This window comes from Streptomyces sp. NPDC005574, assembly GCF_040605435.1.
In the GTDB taxonomy this organism is placed as follows: Bacteria; Actinomycetota; Actinomycetes; order Streptomycetales; family Streptomycetaceae; genus Streptomyces.
The window spans coordinates 23,471-41,465 of sequence record NZ_JBEXCW010000052.1 but is presented as its reverse complement, the minus strand read 5'-3'; the positions used below and the strand labels follow the sequence as shown (position 1 = coordinate 41,465).

Genomic DNA, 17,995 nt, shown 5'->3' with positions numbered 1-17,995 from the left:
CGTTCCCTTACGCCCGCACGCCCCGGGGCGCTCAGCTCACGATGTTCCCGGCGAGCACCACCCGGCGCGGCGCCGCGAGCACCCGTACGTCCGCGCGCGGGTCGCTCTCGTAGACCACCAGGTCCGCCGGCGCGCCCTCGTCCAGGCCGGGGCGGCCGAGCCAGGCGCGGGCGCCCCAGGTCGTCGCCGACAGCGCCTGCGCGGCCGGGATGCCCGCCGTGACCAGTTCCGCGACCTCGGCCGCGACCAGGCCGTGCGGCAGGGTGCCGCCCGCGTCGGTGCCGACGTAGACGGGGATGCCGGCGTCGTGGGCGGCGCGGACCGTGTCGTAGCGGCGCTCGTGCAGCCGCCGGATGTGGGCCGACCAGCGCGGGTAGCGGGCCTCGCCGCCCTCGGCGAGCTTCGGGAAGGTCGCGATGTTGACCAGGGTCGGGACGATGGCCACGCCCCGCTCCGCGAACAGGGGGATCAGCTCCTGCGTCAGACCGGTCGCGTGCTCCACGCAGTCGATGCCGGCCTCGACCAGGTCGCGCAGGGAGTCCTCGGCGAAGCAGTGCGCGGTGACCCGGGCGCCGAGCCGGTGCGCCTCGGTGATCGCCGCACGTGCGGCGTCCGCGGGCCAGCAGGCCGACAGGTCGCCGAGGTCGCGGTCGATCCAGTCGCCCACCAGCTTCACCCAGCCGTCGCCGCGCCGGGCTTCCCGGGCGACGTAGGCGACCAGGTCCTCCGGCTCGATCTCGTGCGCGTAGCCCCGGATGTAGCGGCGGGTGCGGGCGATGTGCCGGCCCGCTCGGATGATTTTGGGGAGGTCCTCGCGGGCGTCGGTCCAGCGGGTGTCGGAGGGGGAGCCCGCGTCGCGGATGAGCAGGGTGCCCGCCTCCCGGTCGGTCAGCGCCTGCTTCTCCGCCACGTCGTCGCCGACCGGCCCGTGCGCGCCGAGGCCCACGTGGCAGTGGGCGTCGACGAGGCCGGGCAGGGTCCAGCCCTCGACGGTCCGCACGTCGCGGGCGCCGGCGGGGCGGTCGTAGGAGATCCGGCCGCCGACGACCCACAGCTCGTCGCGGACGTCGTCCGGGCCGGCGAGGACCCGTCCCTTCACGTGCAGCACCGTCTGATCGCTCATGTACGGCACCTTAGTGAGGCCAGGTTCCGGCGCCGTGGTGAGGTCAGGTCCCGGCGCCGCCCACCTGGTCCGAGATCTCCTCCTCCACCTCGGCCATCGCCGGGTCGAGGAGGCGGGAGAGGAAGTGGCGGGTGCGTTCGTGCCGCGGGGCGCCGATCACCTGGCCGGGCGCGCCGTCCTCGACGATCACCCCGGCGTCCATGAACACGACCCGGTCGGCGACCTCACGGGCGAAGGACATCTCGTGCGTGACGACCATCATCGTCATGCCCTCGTGCGCGAGCCTGCGCATCACCGCGAGGACGTCGCCGACCAGTTCGGGGTCGAGCGCGGAGGTCGGCTCGTCGAACAGCATCACCTCGGGGCCCATCGCCAGCGCGCGGGCGATGGCGACCCGCTGCTGCTGGCCGCCGGAGAGGGAGGCGGGGTAGGCGTCCGCCTTCTCCGACAGGCCCACCCGCTCCAGGTTCTCGGCGGCCACCTTCGCCGCCTCCGCCTTGCCGCGCCTCAGCACCCGGCGCTGGGGCAGGGTGAGGTTCTCAGTGACCGACAGGTGCGGGAAGAGGTTGAACTGCTGGAAGACCATGCCGATCCGGCGGCGTACGGCGTCGATGTCGACGTCCGGGTCGGTGAGTTCGGTGCCGCCGACGAAGACCTGGCCCTTCGTGGGTTGCTCCAGGAGGTTCACACAGCGCAGCAGCGTCGACTTGCCTGAACCGGACGGGCCGATGACGCAGACGACCTCGCCCTGGCCGATCTCCAGGTCGATGCCGCGCAGCACCTCGTTGTCGCCGAACGACTTGTGCAGGCCGCGCACGTTGATCTCTGCGGTACCGCTCACTTGGTGGCCTCCTGGGCCTTGGCCTCCATGCGGCGCACGACGAAGCCGAGCGGGATCGTGACCAGCAGGTAGCACAGGCCCGCGACCAGGATCGGCGTGGAGTTGGCGGTCGTACTGGCCAGGTCGCGGCCGTACTTGGACAGTTCGCGCTCCTCCAGGGTGACGCCGAGGAACAGCACCAGCGAGGAGTCCTTGAAGAGCAGCACGAGTTCGTTGGTGAGCGGCGGGAGGATGATCCGGAACGCCTGCGGGACGATGATGGAGATCATCGCCCGCGCGGGTGTGAAGCCCAGGGAACGGGCGGCCTCCAGCTGCCCCTTGGGCACGGCCTGGATGCCCGCGCGGATCGTCTCGGCCATGTAGGCGGCCGCCACCAGTCCGAGCGCGAGGGCGACCTTGCCGTAGGTGCCGCCGACGATCTCGGTGCCCGGGAAGGCCAGCGGCACGGCCACCCCGATGAAGATGAAGATCAGCAGGGCGGGCAGGCCCCGGAAGATCTCGATGTAGATTCCGGCGAGCCAGCGGTAGGGCCCCACGGACGACAGCCGCATCAGCGCGACGACCATGCCGAGGGCCAGGCCGACGACGAAGCCGGACAGGGTGTAGAGGACGGTGTTCTTCAGCGCCAGGGTGATGACGTCCGGGAACATCTGCTTCGCGATGCTCCACTGGGCGAACTGGTTCTTCAGCCGCCCCCAGTCCGCCGAGACCGCGAAGGCGATCACGGCGGCGACGAAGACCACGTACTGGGCGCCGCGCGACAGGCTGCGCCTCTGCCGCCGGCTCAGTCCCTGCTTCTTCGGCTGGATCCGTGTGTCCGTGTCGGCCATGGGTCAGGAGGCCGAGGGGGAGGCGGCGGAGGCGTCGTAGGGGCCGATCCACTTCTCGTAGAGCTTCTTGTACGTGCCGTCGGCCTTGGCGTCGGAGATCGCCTTGTTGACGGCCGCGAGCAGCTTGGTGTTGCCCTTCTTCACCGTGAAGCCGTACTGCTCACCGGTGTTGAGGTTGTCCACGACCTTGAAGGCGTCGGCGTTGGCCTTGTTCTTCAGCCAGCCCTGGACGACCGGGTAGTCGATGACGACGGCCTTGACCTGGCCGGCGCGCAGTCCGTTGAGGACGGCGTCGGAGGACTCGAAGGAGACCGGGTCGAAGCCCTTCTTCTGGACGTACTCCTCGCCGGTGGTCTGCGCCTGGGCGCCGAGCTTGGCGTTCTTGGCCTTGGCGTCGGCGAGGGAGGTGATCCCGCTCTTCTTGTCCACCAGGACGGCCTGGGTGGCGTCGAAGTACGGGTCGGAGAAGTCGACGTTCTTCTTGCGCTCCGCGGTGATGGTCATGCCGGCCGCGGCCAGGTCGCACTGGCCGGAGTTGAGGAAGGCACCGGTCTTGAAGTTCTCGAACGGTGTGTCGATGATGTCCTGCTTCACGCCCAGATCCTTGGCGACCAGGTCGATCAAGGAGACGTCGAAGCCCTGGTACTTGCCGTCGATCTCCGACTGGAAGGGCGGATAGGGCAGGTGGGTGCAGGTGGTGAGCTTGCCGGCCTTGACGAGCTCGACCCCGCCGGCGGCGGTCTTCGAGCCGCTGCCGCCGTCGCCGCTGGAGGTGCAGCCGGAGGCGGTGACAGCCACGAGCGCCAGTGCGGCCGTCGCGGTGGTGGCGGCCAGGACGCGGGACGGGCGCCCGGGGAGCGTCTTCACGGGTGAGCCTCCTGTGTGGGAACTGAGGGTTCCGATTATAAGGAGAAGTTTGAGTCCCTCAAATCAAACCCTTGGCTTCGAGGCCGTCCGGCCTAGGAAGTCGCCGGTCAGAAGGCACCCGAGAGCCTCCGGCTACCCTCATCCGCAGTCGACAACCGCGAGCGAAGAGAGCACCGCAGTGACCCACCCCCTCCTCGACCTGCCCCCGCTGAGCGCCGCGCGCTTCGCCTCGATCGAGGACCGCGTGGCCCGGCTGCTGGGCACCGGACAGGACGTCGTGATCACCCAGGGCGAGGCGCTGCTCCCGCTGGAGGGCGCCATCCGCTCCACGGCCGGGCCGGGCACCACGGCGCTGAACGTCGTCACCGGCCCCTACGGGCAGACCTTCGGCAACTGGCTGCGGGACTGCGGCGCCCGGGTGATCGACCTCGCGGTGCCCTTCCACACGGCGGTCACCGCCGAGCAGATCCAGGAGGCCCTCACCCGGCACCCGGAGATCGACTTCGTGTCGCTGGTCCACGCGGAGGCGGCGACCGGCAACACCAATCCGGTCGCGGAGATCGGCGAGGTGGTGCGGCGGCACGGCGCGCTGTTCTACCTGGACGCCGTGGCCTCCGTCGCGGCCGAGCCGGTGCTGCCGGACGCCTGGGGCGTCGACCTGTGCGTGATCGGGGCGCAGAAGGCGATGGGCGGCCCGGCCGGGGTGTCGGCGGTGTCGGTGAGCGGGCGGGCGTGGGCGCGGATGGCGGCGAACCCGGGTGCGCCGCGCCGGTCGTACCTCTCGCTGCTGGACTGGAAGGAGCGGTGGACCGACGCCGGCCGCACGGTGCTGCCGCACGCGCCGGCCCAGCTGGAGATGCTGGCGCTGGAGGCGTGCCTGGAGCGGATCGAGGCGGCGGGCCTGCCCGTGGTGATGGAGCGGCACGCGGCGGCCGCGGCGGCGGCCCGGGCGGGCGCTCGGGCGCTGGGCGGGGGGCTGGAGCCCTATGTGCACCGGGCCGCGGCGGCGGCGCCGGTCGCCACGACCCTCCGGGCGCCCTCGGGCGTGGACGCCTCGGAGCTGGTGGCGCGGGCCCTGCGGGCCGATCCGGGTCTGCCGCTGGCCGCGGGCGGGGGCGCCCTGGCCTCCGAGATGATCCGGGTCAACCACTACGGCGCCGACGCGTCACCGGAGGCGGTACGGCGCTGTCTGGCGGCGCTCGGTGCCGCGCTCGCCGAGGAGGGACCGGCCGTGGACGTGGACGCGGCGCTGCGGGCCGCAGCCGCGGTCGCGGCCGCCCGGCGCTGACGGGCGAAAGTACCCGCTTCGATCTCCCTGCGCGGACATGAAAGCCGGGAAAGAAATTACCGGACAACGCTGGGTCAATTCCGGCGTAATTCCGGAACGGATTTCGAATCGGCTTCCCGGGTTCTCCTGCCCACTGCTCTCCGCCCTAAACGCAAAGATTCTGCGAACGAAAACAGTGGTGATTCGGTCGGATCCCATGAAGACGGCCCGGCTGTGACACGTTGCACAGGTCGCCCGAATTGCACCTTATGGGCGGGACGAAACGCCACATCACTCCGCACGCGCTCACGTGATAACACATGCATGGCCGGAGGGTAACCCCATCCGGCCATGCATTTTTCTATTCCCGTAGGTAAATTCAATCCGCATGACTGCCACGCAAGCAAACCTGCACATCGACCGCCCGACGGTGGCCGACGGAGCCGCACTGTGGCGGATAGCAAGGGATTCGAAGACCCTCGACCTGAACTCGTCGTACAGCTATCTGCTGTGGTGCCGTGACTTCGCCGCCACCTCGGCCGTGGCCCGCGACGAGCACGGCGAGCCGGTCGGCTTCGTCACCGGGTACGTACGGCCTGAGCGCCCGTGGACCCTGCTCGTGTGGCAGGTCGCGGTGGACCCGGCCCACCGCGGTCGCGGACTCGCCGCCGCGCTGCTCGACGGGCTGGCCGCCCGCGCCGTCGTCGAGTCCGGGATCACCACCCTCGAGACCACGATCGCGCCCGGCAACACCGCCTCCGAGCGCCTGTTCGCCTCGTTCGCCGAACGCCACGGCGCCCAGGTCGAGCGGGAGGTGCTGTTCGGCGCGGACGCCTTCCCCGACGGGCCGCACGACCCCGAGGTGCTGCACCGCATCGGGCCCCTTCCCCTCACTCCCTCTGCCTGACCCCCTCCCTCTGCCCAACCCCCACGCAACGAGGAGCAATTCGTCGTGACCATCACCCAGCCCGACCTGAGCGTCTTCGAGACCCTGGAGTCCGAGGTGCGCAGCTACTGCCGCGGCTGGCCCACCGTCTTCGACCGCGCGCAGGGCAGCCGCATGTACGACGAGGACGGCCACGCGTACCTGGACTTCTTCGCGGGGGCCGGTTCGCTCAACTACGGCCACAACAACCCCGTACTGAAACGGGCGTTGATCGACTACCTGGAGCGGGACGGCGTCACGCACGGGCTCGACATGTCGACCACCGCCAAGCGCGCGTTCCTGGAGTCCTTCCAGGACCTGGTGCTGCGTCCGCGCGACCTGCCGTACAAGGTCATGTTCCCCGGCCCCACCGGTACCAACGCCGTGGAGGCGGCGCTGAAGCTGGCGCGGAAGGTGAAGGGGCGCGAGGCGATCGTGTCGTTCACCAACGCCTTCCACGGCATGTCGCTGGGCTCCCTCGCGGTGACCGGCAACGCGTTCAAGCGGGCCGGCGCCGGCATCCCGCTCGTGCACGGCACCCCGATGCCCTTCGACAACTACTTCGAGGGGCAGGTCCCGGACTTCCTCTGGTTCGAGCGCCTGCTGGAGGACCAGGGCTCCGGCCTCAACAAGCCCGCCGCCGTGATCGTGGAGACCGTGCAGGGCGAGGGCGGCATCAACGCCGCCCGCCCGGAGTGGCTGCGCGCCCTCGCCGGACTGTGCGAGCGCCAGGACATGCTGCTGATCGTCGACGACATCCAGATGGGCTGCGGGCGCACCGGGGCGTTCTTCTCCTTCGAGGAGGCCGGCATCGTGCCCGACATCGTCACCGTGTCGAAGTCGATCAGCGGATACGGGCTGCCCATGTCGCTGTGCCTGTTCAAGCCGGAGCTGGACGTCTGGGAGCCGGGCGAGCACAACGGCACCTTCCGCGGCAACAACCCCGCGTTCGTCACGGCCACCGCCGCGCTGGAGACGTACTGGGCGGACGGGGCCGCGATGGAGAAGCAGACCCGGACCCGCGGGGAGCAGGTCGAGCAGGCCCTCATCTCCATCACCGAGGAGAACCTCGCCGACGTCCGGGAGTACCGGGGACGCGGGCTCGTGTGGGGCCTGGAGTTCCACGACAAGGCGCGCGCCGGGCGGGTGGCGCAGCGCGCCTTCGAACTCGGCCTGCTCATCGAGACCTCGGGCCCGGAGAGCGAGGTCGTCAAGCTGCTCCCGGCGCTCACCATCACGCCGGCCGAGCTGGACGAGGGCCTCAGCGTCCTCGCCCGCGCCGTGCGCGAGACCGTCTGAGTCGCCGCGGCGGCCCGGGACCGTCCGCCGACGGGCGGCCCCCGGGCACCACCGACGCACCCACCACCTGTCCGAGGAGGCATCGCACCACCGTGATCGTTCGTTCGTTCAAGGAGATCGAAGGCACCGACCGCCACGTCAGGGCCGAGTCCGGCACCTGGGAGAGCAAACGCATCGTCCTCGCCCGGGAGCGGGTCGGCTTCTCGGTGCACGAGACGATCCTGTACGCCGGCACGGAGACCTCCATGTGGTACGCCAACCACGTCGAGGCCGTCGTCTGCGTCGAGGGCGAGGCCGAGCTCACCGACGACGAGACCGGGCGGAAGTACGCCATCACGCCGGGGACCATGTACCTCCTCGACGGGCACGAGCGGCACACCATGCGGATCAAGGAGGACTTCCGCTGCATCTGTGTGTTCAACCCGCCCGTGACCGGACGCGAGGACCACGACGCGAACGGCGTCTACCCGCTGCTCACCGAACCCGAGGAGGTGTGACGTCACCATGACCACCACCACCGTCACCGATCTCTACCCCAGCCGCGGCGCCACCGAGGTGGCCGTCCCCCGCCAGGACCCGGTCGTGTGGGGCTCCCCCGCCACCCCGGGCCCGTTCCCGGCCGGTGACCTCGAGGCGTTCGAGCGGGACGGTTTCCTCACCGTCGACCAGCTCCTGCCCGACGACGAGGTCGCGGTGTACCGGCGCGAGCTGGAGCGGCTCGTCACGGACCCGGCGGTCCGCGCCGACGAGCGGTCGATCGTCGAGCCGCGGTCCGAGGAGATCCGTTCCGTCTTCGAGGTGCACCGCATCAGCGAGGTGTTCGCCTCCCTCGTGCGGGACGAGCGGGTCGTCGGGCGGGCCCGGCAGATCCTCGGCTCGGACGTGTACGTGCACCAGTCGCGGATCAATGTCAAGCCCGGTTTCGGGGCCGGCGGCTTCTACTGGCACTCGGACTTCGAGACCTGGCACGCCGAGGACGGCCTGCCCCGCATGCGGACCGTGTCCGTCTCGATCGCGCTGACCGAGAACCTCGCGACCAACGGCGGGCTCATGATCATGCCGGGGTCGCACCGCACGTTCCTCGGCTGCGCCGGAGCCACCCCGAAGGACAACTACAAGCAGTCGCTGCAGATGCAGGACGCGGGCACGCCGTCCGACGAGGCGCTGACCGCGCTGGCCGGCGAGCACGGCATCAAGCTCTTCACGGGGCGGGCCGGTTCGGCGACCTGGTTCGACTGCAACTGCATGCACGGTTCCGGCGACAACATCACGCCGTTCCCGCGCAGCAACGTGTTCATCGTGTTCAACAGCGTGGACAACCGGGCCGTCGAGCCGTTCGCGGCGCCCGTGCGGCGCCCCGAGTACATCGGCGCGCGGGACTTCACCCCCGTACGGTGAGCAGGGCCTCCAGCAGCCGGTCCACGTCCGCGGGCGTGTTGTAGAGGTGGAAGGCCGCCCGGAGGTTGCCCGCCCGGTCGGAGACCTCCACGCCCGCCCGGCTCAACTCGCCCTGCCGGCCGCCGAGTCCGGGGACGGAGACGACGGCCGAGCCGGGGGCGGCCACCGGTTCGTGGCCGAGGCCCCGCAGGCCGGTGCGGAACCGGTCGGCCAGGGCCAGGTCGTGCGCGCGTACGGCGTCCACGCCGATCTCCTCCAGCAGGGCGAGGGAGTGGCGGGCGCCGGCGTACGAGAACAGGGCGGGGCTCTCGTCGAACCGCCGCGCGGAGTGGGCGAGTTCCTCGACGGGGCCGTAGCAGGCGTCCCACGGGCGCTCCCCCGCGACCCAGCCGGCGAACAGCGGGGTGAGCCCGCCCAGGTCCTCGGGGACGACGAGGAAGGTCACGCCCCGGGGGCACAGCAGCCACTTGAAGCCGACCGACATGACGTAGTCGTAGGCGCCGGCGTCGAGGTCCAGCCAGCCCGCGGCCTGTGAGGCGTCCACGCAGGTACGCGCCCCGTGCCGCCGGGCGGCCGCGCCGATCGCGGGCAGGTCGGCGATCCTGCCGTCGGCGGACTGGGCCGCGCTGACCGCGACGAGCGCCGTACCGGGCCGTACCGACTCGGCGACCCGCTCCAGGGGCACGGCGCGCACCTTGAGATCGCCGCGCACGTGGAAGGGGTTGACCAGGGAGCTGAAGTCGTCCTCGGCGGTGAGGACCTCGGCGCCCTCGGGCAGCGAGGCGGCGATCAGACCGCTGTACACGGCGACCGAGGCGCCCGCCGCCACACGGTGGGCGGGCACCCCGGTCAGCCGGCCGAAGGCGGCGCGAGCGGCCTCGACGTCGGCGAACATGTCCGTCGGCCGCCCCGCGGCCACCGCTTCCACGGCGGTCCGCATGGCCTCGACGGTACGGGCCGGCAGCAGACCGGTGCTCGCGGTGTTCAGGTAGGTGTTCTTCGCGGCGAACTCGGTACGGACGAGGGTCTCGAAGGTCTCCATACGACCACTGTCGCGCCGACCGGACCCCTCGTCCATTGCGGAGTTCTGGACGGTATCGCCAAGGATCGCTTATGGATGGCCGCCGACCTGCGGTGATCCCCCAGAGGGCCCGTATGGCTCTAGTTCTGGGGTACGGCGCAGCCGTCGGGGCCGCACGCCTCGGCGGCCGCGGCGTCGTCCGCGAGCAGCTTCAGTTGCGGGCGGTCGCCCCACGCCTGGGTGAGCGCCTGGGTGAAGACCTCCGCGGGCTGGGCGCCGGAGACGCCGAACTTGCGGTCCAGGACGAAGAACGGCACGCCGCTCGCCCCGAGTTCGGCGGCCTCGCGCTCGTCGGTGCGGACCTCCTCGGCGTAGGCGTCCGGATCGGCGAGCACCGCGCGCACGGCCTCCGCGTCGAGACCGGCCTCGACGGCCAGGTCCGTGAGGCGCTCGGCGCCCTCGGAGAAGACGGAGCGTTCCTCGGCGAAGTTCGCCCGGTAGAGGATCTGGATCAGCTCGTCCTGACGGCCCTGCTCCTTGGCGAAGTGCAGCAGGCGGTGCATGTCGAACGTGTTGCCGTGGTCGCGGCCGCTGGTGCGGTAGTCCAGGCCCTCGGCGGCGGCCTGCGCCCCGAGGTTCTCCTCGCCGGCCCTGGCCTGCGCCTCGCTCATGCCGTACTTGCGGGTGAGCATGGTGATCACCGGCTGGACGTCGCTCCTGTCGCGGCCGGGGTCCAGCTCGAAGGAGCGGTGCACCACCTCGACGCCGTCGCGGTGCGGGAAGGCCTCCAGCGCCTTCTCGAAGCGGGCCTTGCCCACGTAGCACCAGGGGCAGGCAATGTCGCTCCAGATCTCGACGCGCATGTGTTCGGCTCTCCAGGTCGTCCGGGTACGGAGGCTCCCTCCGCCAGATGCGTGAACGTTCAAGGGAACGGGTTCATTCCCGGCCGCCGACGGTGCGGCGCAGGGACAGGTGGTGGTCGTCGGCAGTGAGCGGGTGCGCGGGGTCGGGGAGCCAGCCGTGCCGGGCGTAGAAGGACCGTGCCCGCCCGTTCTCCACGTGGACGTCGAGCACGGCACACCGTGTGCCGTCCGCCGTCCACTGCTCGACGCAGGCCGCGTGCAGGGCCGTCCCCACTCCGGTGCGCCAGTGGCCGGGATCGACGTGGAACTGGAACAGCCTGACCGTGTCGGCGGGGGCGTCGGCCGGGCGCCGGAACGAGGCGATGCCCACCAGGCGGGCATCGCGCACCGCGCACAGCACCTGGCCGTCGGGGCGTTCGACCGCCTCGCGCCAGCGGGCGGGCCAGTCGGTGCCGTCGTCGGGCAGGCCGTCGGGGTAGTACGTCGACCGGGCCCGCCGGTGCAGCTCGGCGACCGTCGCCGCCTCCACCGGCAGGGCGGTTCTGATCACCAGGGAGTCGACGGTCCGATGCGCTCTGATCACGCAGCCGAGGACGTGAGCGGGACCGGCCGCGGTTCCCGGGGCCGGCCCGTCAGCTGCCGTCGCGCAGGTCCTTGGGCCAGTCCGGCCGGAACTCGATGTGGTCGTAGGTCACCACACACCCGCTCCCCATCGGCGACTGGGTCATGAAGCCGACCAGGGCGTCGCCGGTCTCCTGCTCACTGCCCAGCGTGAACAGGCGGACGAAGATCCACTGTTCCCCGTCGCGGGAGGCGTGGAAGGCGAAGGCCCGGCCGGTGCGGCTGATCCGGAGCCAGACGGAACTGCCGTCCACGGTGAAGGAGTTGGCGTCGTCGGAGTGTCCGCGGGTGACCACCGTGCAGACGGTGGGCACCTCCGGGGAGTACTCCAGGCACAGCTTGGCCCAGGCCCGTTCGCCGACGTGGACGTAGAGCACCCCGGCGTCGAAGGCCGCGGCGAACCCGACCGTGACCCGGGCGATCAGCTGGAAGTCGCCCTCGGGGGCACCGAGCAGCCGCGGCGCGTCGGCGGCGGGGTCGAGCCCCTCGCCGGTGGGCGGCACGAACCGGTCCTGCCGCGGACCGGCCCACCCGGTGAGCACACCGTCCTCGTGCGACCAGTTGCCGCCGGGCCCGTACGTACGGAGCGGAAAGGGCAGTTCGGGAAGTTCGACGTCCATCCACGCAGTCTCTCAGGTCGAGTTCACCCACCCAGGGGCGCGGGGAACCGCGCGCGGCAAGCCCCGACGGACCGGCACCCGCACCCCTGTGGCACTCCTACGGCACCCGGCGGAGCGCTACCGCTCCAGGCGCCCGTCGAACCGCCGCGGCAGCCCCAGCGGGTTGTCGTCGCGCAGCTCGGGGGGCAGCAGCGCCTCGGGCGCGTTCTGGTACGCCACCGGCCGCAGCCACCGCTCGATGGCCGTGCCGCCGACGGACGTCGAGGTGGAGGTCGTCGCCGGGTACGGTCCGCCGTGGTGCTGGGCTGCCGCCACCGCGACCCCGGTCGGCCAGCCGTTGACCAGGACCCGGCCCGCCAGCGGGGTGAGTTCCGCGAGGATCTCCGCGCCCCGGCCCTGGCCCGCCGCCTCCTCCTCGGACAGCTGGACGGTCGCGGTGAGGTTGCCCGGCAGCCGCGAGAGCACCTCGCGGACCTCCGCGTCGTCCTCGTAGCGCGCCACCACGGTGACCGGCCCGAAGCACTCCTCCAGGAGCAGGTCGTAGGACCCGGCGCTGGTCAGCTTCTGCGCCGCGACGGTGAGGAAGCCGGGGCTCACGGTGTGCTCGCCGCCGGCGCCCGGGGTCACCGGGGTCTCCACCTCGGGCAGTTCGGCCCGCTCGGCGACACCGGCGATGAAGTTGTCCCGCATGCGGTGGTCGAGCAGGACCCCGGAGTCGGTGTCGCTGACGGCGTCCGTGAGGGACTTGACCAGCCGGTCGCCCGCCGCGCCCGCCGGCGCCAGCACGAGGCCGGGCTTCACGCAGAACTGCCCGACCCCCAGCGTCATGGACCCGGCCAGACCCGCGCCGATCGCCTCGGCCCGCTCGGCGGCCGCCGCCTCGGTGACCACGACGGGGTTCAGCGACCCCAGTTCGCCGTGGAACGGGATCGGCACCGGCCGCGCGGCCGCGGCGTCGAACAGGGCCCGGCCGCCGCGGATGGAGCCGGTGAAGCCGGCGGCGGAGACCAGCGGGTGCCGGACGAGTTCGAGGCCCGCCTCGAAACCGTGCACCAGACCGACGACGCCCTCGGGGATGCCGTGTTCGACGGCGGCCCGGCGCAGCACGGAGGCGACCAGCTCGGACAGTCCGGGGTGGTCGGGGTGGGCCTTGACGACGACGGGATTGCCGGCGCCGAGCGCGCTCGCGGTGTCGCCGCCGGCGACCGAGAAGGCGAAGGGGAAGTTGGAGGCCGAATAGACGGCGACGACGCCCAGGGGCACCTTGTAGCGGCGCAGGTCGGGGATCGGCGGGGTCGCGGTGTCGTCGGGGTGGTTGATGACGACGTCGAGGAAGGCGCCCTCGTCGACGATGTCCGCGAAGGCCCGCAGCTGGAAGCAGGTACGGGCGAGCTCGCCGGTCAGCCGGACGGGGCCGAGCGCGGTCTCGGCGTCGGCCGCCTCCACGAGGTGGTCCCTGGCGCCTTCGAGCAGGTCGGCGGCGGTGCGCAGGAAGGCCGAGCGGACCGTGCGGTCGACGAGTGCGCCGCGTGCCTCGTGGGCGGCGCGGACGGTGGTGTCCACCTCCTCGGCCGTGGCTTCGACCGCGACCTGTTCCCGCTGCTTCCCGGTTCGGGGGTCGACACTCCAGACTGGTGCTGCTGCCACCGGGGGTCCCTCCACACTTGTTTGCCTGTTTGCCGCTGTATTGCCGCAGTACTGGGTCATCCACCAGGGTCGTTCGATATACTGAACGCTGTCTCTGATGCTGAACTACGCTTCGGAGACTATTTCCCGTCGAACGAAGGGGTCAAGGGCGATGTCGGCTGGCGAGACGGGGGGCGGGGCGCAGGTCAAGTCCGCGGTGCGGACGGTTGAACTGCTGGAGTACTTCGCCGGCCGCCCCGGAATGCACTCCCTCGCGGCGGTCCAGGAGGCCGTCGGGTATCCCAAGTCCAGCCTGTACATGCTGCTGCGCACCCTGGTGGAGCTGGGCTGGGTGGAGACGGACGCGACCGGCACGCGGTACGGCATCGGCGTACGGGCACTGCTGGTCGGCACCTCCTACATCGACGGGGACGAGGTGGTCGCGGCGGCCCGGCCGACGCTGGACCGGCTGTCGGACGACACCACGGAGACCATCCACCTCGCGCGGCTGGACGGCACGAACGTGGTGTATCTGGCCACCCGCCAGTCCCAGCACTACCTGCGCCCCTTCACGCGGGTCGGCCGCCGGCTGCCCGCGCACTCGACCTCGCTGGGCAAGGCGCTGCTGAGCACCTGCACCGACGAGCAGGTCCGCAAGATGCTCCCACAGACGCTGCCCGCGCTCACCGAGCACACGATCACCGACCGGGAGAAGCTCATCGAGGAGCTGCACCAGGTGCGGGAGCAGGGGTTCGCCGTCGACCGCGAGGAGAACACCCTGGGACTGCGCTGCTTCGGCGTGGCCATCCCCTACCGCACCCCGGCGCGTGACGCCATCAGCTGTTCGGTCCCGGTGGCGCGGCTGACGCCCGCCCACGAACAGATGGTGAAGGACGCGCTGTTCGACGCCCGTGACCGCCTGACGCTCGCCACCCGGAGGCTCTGAGGAATGCAGGTCGTACTGCGCGAGGTCCACGACAGCGATCTGCCGGTCTTCTACCGGCAGATGAACGATCCGGAGGCGCTGCGGATGGCGGCCTTCACGTCCGAGGACCCGGCCGACCGGGACGCCTTCGACGCCCTCTGGAAACGCATCCGGTCGAACGAGGTGGCACGGACCATCCTGGCCGCCGGTGACGTGGTGGGCAGCGCCGCCGTGTACGGGGCGCCCGGCGAGCGCGAGGTCACCTACTGGGTCGACCGGGCGTACTGGGGGCGCGGGGTGGCCACCGCCGCGCTGCACGCGCTGCTCACCGAGGTGGCGGAGCGCCCGCTGTACGCCCGCACCGCCGCCGACAACGAGGGCTCTCGCCGGGTCCTGGAGAAGTGCGGCTTCCAGGTGTCCGCGCAGGCCAGGGGGTTCGCGAACGCGCGGGGCCAGGAGATCGACGAGCTCGTGCTGACGCTGGAGCGCTGACCGCCGGGCTTGCCCCGGAAGGTGTGGACCCGCTCCCGCCGCGTCCGGGGCGTGAGCATGAACAACCGATGAGAAAACCGGACGCACGGGAACGATCCGCCGCGCGCCGGTCGTCTTTCAGACGCGATGAACAAGACGATCAGGCGCGCCGCCGTCTTCACACTGCTCCTGGTGTTCGCTCTGCTGATCAGAGCCACCTGGGTGCAGTTCTACGACGGCCAGGCGCTCGCGGACGACAAGGACAACCGGCGCAACGCGATCGAGACGTACGCGGACCCGCTCGGGAACATCATCGTGGCCGGCAAGGCGATCACCGGTTCCGCGCGGACGAAGAGCGGCGACCTCGCCTACAGACGCACCTACACGGACGGCAAGCTGTACGCCGCGGTCACCGGCTACGCCTCGCAGAGCTACGCGCCGACGCAGCTGGAGGGCATCTACCAGAAGCTCCTCGACGGCACCGACACCCAGCTGAAGACCGCCATGGACACGGTGACCGGTGAGCGCGCGTCCCCGGGCGACGTGATCACGACGATCGACCCGGACGTGCAGAAGGCCGCGTACGACGCGCTCGGTGACAAGAAGGGCGCGGCGGTCGCCATCGACCCGAAGACGGGCCGGATCCTCGCGGTCGTGTCGACGCCGTCCTACGACCCGTCCTCGCTGACCGACGCCAACACCGCCGGTTCGGCCTGGTCGAAGCTCACCGAGGACGCGGACAAACCGCTGACCAACCGTGCGCTGCGGCAGCCGCTCGCACCGGGTTCCACGTTCAAGCTGGTGGTGGCCGCGGCCGCGCTGGAGGACGACCTGTACGCGTCGGTGGACACGGCGACGCACAGCCCGGACCCGTACACGCTGCCGGGCACGACGACCGTGCTGCGCAACGAGAACACCTCCGCGCCCTGCGAGAACGCCTCGATCCGCACCGCGCTGCGGTACTCCTGCAACAACGTCTTCGCGAAGATGGCCGTCGACCTCGGCCAGGACAGACTTCGCGCGACGGCGGAGAAGTTCGGCTTCAACGACGACGCGCAGGACGTGCCCGTGCGGGCGTACCCGAGCGTGTACCCGTCGGACATGGACAAGTCGTCGACGGCCCTGACCGGGATCGGCCAGTTCGACGTCACCGCGACCCCGCTGCAGATGGCCATGGTGTCCGCCGCCATTGCCAACGGCGGCAAGCTGGTGTCGCCGCACATGGTCTCGCAGACCACCGACAGCGGCGGAGACGTGGTGAAGAACTACGACGACAGCGCGGACACCAAGGAGATCGTCAGTTCCTCGACCGCCGAGCAGTTGCAGTCGGCGATGCAGACGGTCGTCGAGAAGGGCACGGGCACCAACGCACTGATCGACGGTGTCACCGTGGGCGGCAAGACCGGCACGGCGCAGAACGGCGAGAACAACAGCAAGGCGCCGTACGCCTGGTTCACGTCCTACGGGAAGAAGGACGCCAAGGAGGTCGCCGTCGCGGTCGTGGTGGAGCAGTCGGACGCGGCCCGCTCGGAGGTCAGCGGCAACGGGCTGGCGGCGCCGGTGGCGAAGGCGATGATGCAGGCGGCGCTCACCGGCTGAGGCCGGCCGAGGCCGCGCCGTGCGGCCGGACGCGGGCTCTCCGCGTCCGGCCGCACGGTGAACAGGGCCGCCCGGGTGGCTACTTCGCGCCGAGGATCTGCTCGATCGGGTCGATGGCGAAGTACACCAGGAACAGCACGGAGGCCCCCCACAGCAGCCAGTGGATCTCCCTTGCCTTGCCGAGGACCGTCTTGATCACCACGTAGGCGAGGAAGCCGGCCCCGATGCCGTTGGTGATGGAGTAGGTGAACGGCATCACGGCGATGGTCAGGAACGCCGGGATGGCGATCTCGTACCTGTCCCAGTCGATGTTCTTGACCTGGGTCATCATCAGGAAGCCGACGGCGACCAGGGCCGGGGCCGCCGCCTGGAGCGGCACGATGGTCAGCAGCGGGGTCAGGAACAGGGCCAGGCCGAACAGGCCGCCGGTGACCAGGTTGGAGAAGCCGGTGCGGGCGCCCTCGCCGACACCGGCCGCCGACTCGATGTAGGAGGTGGCCGAGGAGGACGAGGCCGCGCCGCCGGCGACCGCGGCGGCGCCGTCGATGAGCAGGACCCGGCCGAGGTTCGGCACCCGGCCCGCCTCGTCCAGCAGGCCGGCCTCGGCACTGATGCCGACGACCGTGCCCATGGTGTCGAAGAAGTCCGACAGGATCAGCGTGAAGACCAGCAGGACGACCGTGATGACGCTGGTCTCGCCGAAGGCGCCGAAGAGGCTGAAGTGGCCGAGGAGCCCGAAGTCGGGCGAGGCCACGACGTCGTCGGGGAGCTTCGGGGTGGTCAGGCCCCAGGACTTGATGTCGGCGATCGAGTCGATGACGATCGCGAGGACCGTCATGGTCACGATGCTGATCAGGATCGCGCCCTTGACCTTGCGGGCGAGCAGTCCGATCGTCAGCAGCACGCCGAGGCAGAACACCAGGACGGGCCACCCGGTGAGGGTGCCGGTGCCGCCGAGCTGGACCGGGACGGTGGTGTGGGCGATGTCGGGGATGCGGCTGACGAATCCGGCGTCGACGAAGCCGATGAAGGCGATGAACAGGCCGATGCCGACGCTGATGGCCTGCTTGAGGGCCTGCGGGATGGCGTGCATGACGGCCTCGCGCAGCCCGGTGACCACCAGGACGCAGATCAGCAGGCCCTCCAGGACGATCAATCCCATCGCGTCGTCCCAGCTCATCAGCGGGGCGATCTGGAAGGCGACCACGGCGTTCAGTCCGAGGCCGGCGGCGAGCGCGAGGGGCAGGTTGCCGCCGACACCCATGATGATCGTCATGACCGCGGCCACCAGGGCGGTGGCGGTGGTGAGTTGGACGGTGTCGAGCTGGTGGCCGAACTTGTCCTTGGCGCTGCCGAGGATGATGGGGTTGAGCACGAGGATGTAGGCCATCGTGAAGAAGGTGGCCAGGCCGCCGCGTATCTCACGGCCGAAGGTGGACCCCCGCTCGGATATCCGGAAGAACCGGTCGACGCTGTTGCCCGCCGGTGGCACGGCACTTGACCGGTCTGCCACCTGCTGCGTTCTGGACATGGCGGTACTCCTAGGGTCCTGAATGATCGGTGCGGATGCTGGCTGGATTGTTCCCTTGCCGAACCGGTCTCAGGTTTTCTCCGTGTTACGGAATCGGGTTCGCACCGCCACACGTTGTTCGACACCCTGTACGAAAGGGACCGGTCGGCCACTGCTACGCTTCCGCAT

General features: G+C 70.9%; 17 protein-coding genes and 1 pseudogene. 8 read left to right on the top strand and 10 right to left on the bottom strand.

Features of this window, described 5'->3' with window-relative positions; genetic code table 11:
• Nucleotides 1–31: 31 nt before the first annotated feature.
• From ABZT03_RS27870 to ABZT03_RS27855, 4 genes and pseudogenes are all read right to left on the bottom strand, one after another.
• The gene (locus ABZT03_RS27870) at nucleotides 32–1,123 is read right to left on the bottom strand and encodes an amidohydrolase family protein (RefSeq protein WP_356044101.1); all 1,092 of its coding nucleotides are present in this window, start codon (nucleotides 1,121–1,123) and stop codon (nucleotides 32–34) included.
• A 43-nt stretch (nucleotides 1,124–1,166) separates the two neighbouring features.
• Entirely contained in the window at nucleotides 1,167–1,964 is a 798-nt protein-coding gene (locus ABZT03_RS27865) for an amino acid ABC transporter ATP-binding protein (protein WP_356044099.1), read from the bottom strand.
• Nucleotides 1,961–2,801, bottom strand: a pseudogene (locus ABZT03_RS27860) (amino acid ABC transporter permease). Before ABZT03_RS27860 ends, ABZT03_RS27865 begins: the two are co-directional and overlap by 4 nt.
• The gene (locus ABZT03_RS27855; protein WP_356044097.1) at nucleotides 2,798–3,661 is read right to left on the bottom strand and encodes a transporter substrate-binding domain-containing protein; all 864 of its coding nucleotides are present in this window, start codon (nucleotides 3,659–3,661) and stop codon (nucleotides 2,798–2,800) included. The pseudogene ABZT03_RS27860 and the gene ABZT03_RS27855 overlap by 4 nt, the downstream one beginning before the upstream one ends.
• 178 nt (nucleotides 3,662–3,839) lie before the next feature.
• Between ABZT03_RS27855 and ABZT03_RS27850 the strand changes: the two genes are divergently transcribed.
• The 5 genes from ABZT03_RS27850 to thpD all read left to right on the top strand — a co-directional run bounded on the left by ABZT03_RS27850 (nucleotide 3,840) and on the right by thpD (nucleotide 8,550).
• A complete protein-coding gene (locus ABZT03_RS27850; protein WP_356044095.1) occupies nucleotides 3,840–4,949 on the top strand; it encodes an aminotransferase class V-fold PLP-dependent enzyme in 1,110 nt (369 codons plus the stop codon).
• Nucleotides 4,950–5,316: 367 nt separating this feature from the next.
• Nucleotides 5,317–5,835, top strand: a complete 519-nt coding sequence (gene ectA, locus ABZT03_RS27845; RefSeq protein ID WP_356044093.1) for a diaminobutyrate acetyltransferase — start codon at nucleotides 5,317–5,319, stop codon at nucleotides 5,833–5,835.
• Between the two features lie 45 nt (nucleotides 5,836–5,880).
• The gene (ectB, locus tag ABZT03_RS27840; RefSeq protein WP_356044091.1) at nucleotides 5,881–7,152 is read left to right on the top strand and encodes a diaminobutyrate--2-oxoglutarate transaminase; all 1,272 of its coding nucleotides are present in this window, start codon (nucleotides 5,881–5,883) and stop codon (nucleotides 7,150–7,152) included.
• A 92-nt stretch (nucleotides 7,153–7,244) separates the two neighbouring features.
• On the top strand, nucleotides 7,245–7,649 hold the full coding sequence (locus ABZT03_RS27835; RefSeq protein WP_356044090.1) for an ectoine synthase: 405 nt from the start codon (nucleotides 7,245–7,247) through the stop codon (nucleotides 7,647–7,649).
• A 7-nt stretch (nucleotides 7,650–7,656) separates the two neighbouring features.
• Nucleotides 7,657–8,550, top strand: a complete 894-nt coding sequence (thpD, locus tag ABZT03_RS27830) for an ectoine hydroxylase (RefSeq protein WP_356044088.1) — start codon at nucleotides 7,657–7,659, stop codon at nucleotides 8,548–8,550.
• Here the strand turns inward: thpD and ABZT03_RS27825 are convergent.
• From ABZT03_RS27825 to ABZT03_RS27805, 5 genes are all read right to left on the bottom strand, one after another.
• Nucleotides 8,534–9,592 (bottom strand): aminotransferase class V-fold PLP-dependent enzyme, encoded by a 1,059-nt coding sequence (locus tag ABZT03_RS27825; RefSeq protein WP_356044086.1) that lies wholly within the window; start codon nucleotides 9,590–9,592, stop codon nucleotides 8,534–8,536. The genes thpD and ABZT03_RS27825 overlap by 17 nt on opposite strands.
• Before the next feature lie 119 nt (nucleotides 9,593–9,711).
• Nucleotides 9,712–10,434: a DsbA family oxidoreductase gene (locus ABZT03_RS27820; protein WP_356044085.1), complete on the bottom strand. Its 723-nt coding sequence runs from the start codon at nucleotides 10,432–10,434 to the stop codon at nucleotides 9,712–9,714.
• 73 nt (nucleotides 10,435–10,507) lie between these two features.
• The gene (locus ABZT03_RS27815) at nucleotides 10,508–11,017 is read right to left on the bottom strand and encodes a GNAT family N-acetyltransferase (RefSeq protein WP_356044082.1); all 510 of its coding nucleotides are present in this window, start codon (nucleotides 11,015–11,017) and stop codon (nucleotides 10,508–10,510) included.
• A 49-nt stretch (nucleotides 11,018–11,066) separates the two neighbouring features.
• On the bottom strand, nucleotides 11,067–11,675 hold the full coding sequence (locus ABZT03_RS27810) for a DUF1349 domain-containing protein (RefSeq protein ID WP_356044080.1): 609 nt from the start codon (nucleotides 11,673–11,675) through the stop codon (nucleotides 11,067–11,069).
• Between the two features lie 117 nt (nucleotides 11,676–11,792).
• A complete protein-coding gene (locus ABZT03_RS27805) occupies nucleotides 11,793–13,322 on the bottom strand; it encodes an aldehyde dehydrogenase (NADP(+)) (RefSeq protein ID WP_356044077.1) in 1,530 nt (509 codons plus the stop codon).
• A gap of 151 nt (nucleotides 13,323–13,473) precedes the next feature.
• On the opposite strand from ABZT03_RS27805, the gene ABZT03_RS27800 reads away from it, so the two are divergent.
• The 3 genes from ABZT03_RS27800 to ABZT03_RS27790 all read left to right on the top strand — a co-directional run bounded on the left by ABZT03_RS27800 (nucleotide 13,474) and on the right by ABZT03_RS27790 (nucleotide 16,296).
• Nucleotides 13,474–14,247, top strand: coding sequence for an IclR family transcriptional regulator (locus tag ABZT03_RS27800; protein WP_356044076.1), 774 nt, complete (start codon nucleotides 13,474–13,476; stop codon nucleotides 14,245–14,247).
• 3 nt (nucleotides 14,248–14,250) lie between these two features.
• A complete protein-coding gene (locus ABZT03_RS27795; protein WP_356044073.1) occupies nucleotides 14,251–14,718 on the top strand; it encodes a GNAT family N-acetyltransferase in 468 nt (155 codons plus the stop codon).
• Between the two features lie 126 nt (nucleotides 14,719–14,844).
• On the top strand, nucleotides 14,845–16,296 hold the full coding sequence (locus ABZT03_RS27790) for a penicillin-binding transpeptidase domain-containing protein (RefSeq protein WP_356044070.1): 1,452 nt from the start codon (nucleotides 14,845–14,847) through the stop codon (nucleotides 16,294–16,296).
• Between the two features lie 79 nt (nucleotides 16,297–16,375).
• Here the strand turns inward: ABZT03_RS27790 and ABZT03_RS27785 are convergent, their stop codons facing one another.
• Nucleotides 16,376–17,827, bottom strand: a complete 1,452-nt coding sequence (locus tag ABZT03_RS27785; RefSeq protein ID WP_356044069.1) for an NCS2 family permease — start codon at nucleotides 17,825–17,827, stop codon at nucleotides 16,376–16,378.
• Between the last annotated feature and the right edge of the window lie 168 nt (nucleotides 17,828–17,995).

Bases quoted from the DNA above. Each gene is read 5' to 3' on its own strand.
- ABZT03_RS27795 (WP_356044073.1), top strand. From the start codon at position 14,251: ATGCAGGTCGTACTGCGCGAGGTCCACGACAGCGATCTGCCGGTCTTC.
- ABZT03_RS27800 (WP_356044076.1), top strand. From the start codon at position 13,474: ATGTCGGCTGGCGAGACGGGGGGCGGGGCGCAGGTCAAGTCCGCGGTG.
- ABZT03_RS27810 (WP_356044080.1), bottom strand. From the start codon at position 11,675: ATGGACGTCGAACTTCCCGAACTGCCCTTTCCGCTCCGTACGTACGGG.
- ABZT03_RS27790 (WP_356044070.1), top strand. From the start codon at position 14,845: ATGAACAAGACGATCAGGCGCGCCGCCGTCTTCACACTGCTCCTGGTG.
- ectA (WP_356044093.1), top strand. From the start codon at position 5,317: ATGACTGCCACGCAAGCAAACCTGCACATCGACCGCCCGACGGTGGCC.
- ABZT03_RS27870 (WP_356044101.1), bottom strand. From the start codon at position 1,123: ATGAGCGATCAGACGGTGCTGCACGTGAAGGGACGGGTCCTCGCCGGC.
- ABZT03_RS27825 (WP_356044086.1), bottom strand. From the start codon at position 9,592: ATGGAGACCTTCGAGACCCTCGTCCGTACCGAGTTCGCCGCGAAGAAC.
- ABZT03_RS27785 (WP_356044069.1), bottom strand. From the start codon at position 17,827: ATGTCCAGAACGCAGCAGGTGGCAGACCGGTCAAGTGCCGTGCCACCG.
- thpD (WP_356044088.1), top strand. From the start codon at position 7,657: ATGACCACCACCACCGTCACCGATCTCTACCCCAGCCGCGGCGCCACC.
- ABZT03_RS27820 (WP_356044085.1), bottom strand. From the start codon at position 10,434: ATGCGCGTCGAGATCTGGAGCGACATTGCCTGCCCCTGGTGCTACGTG.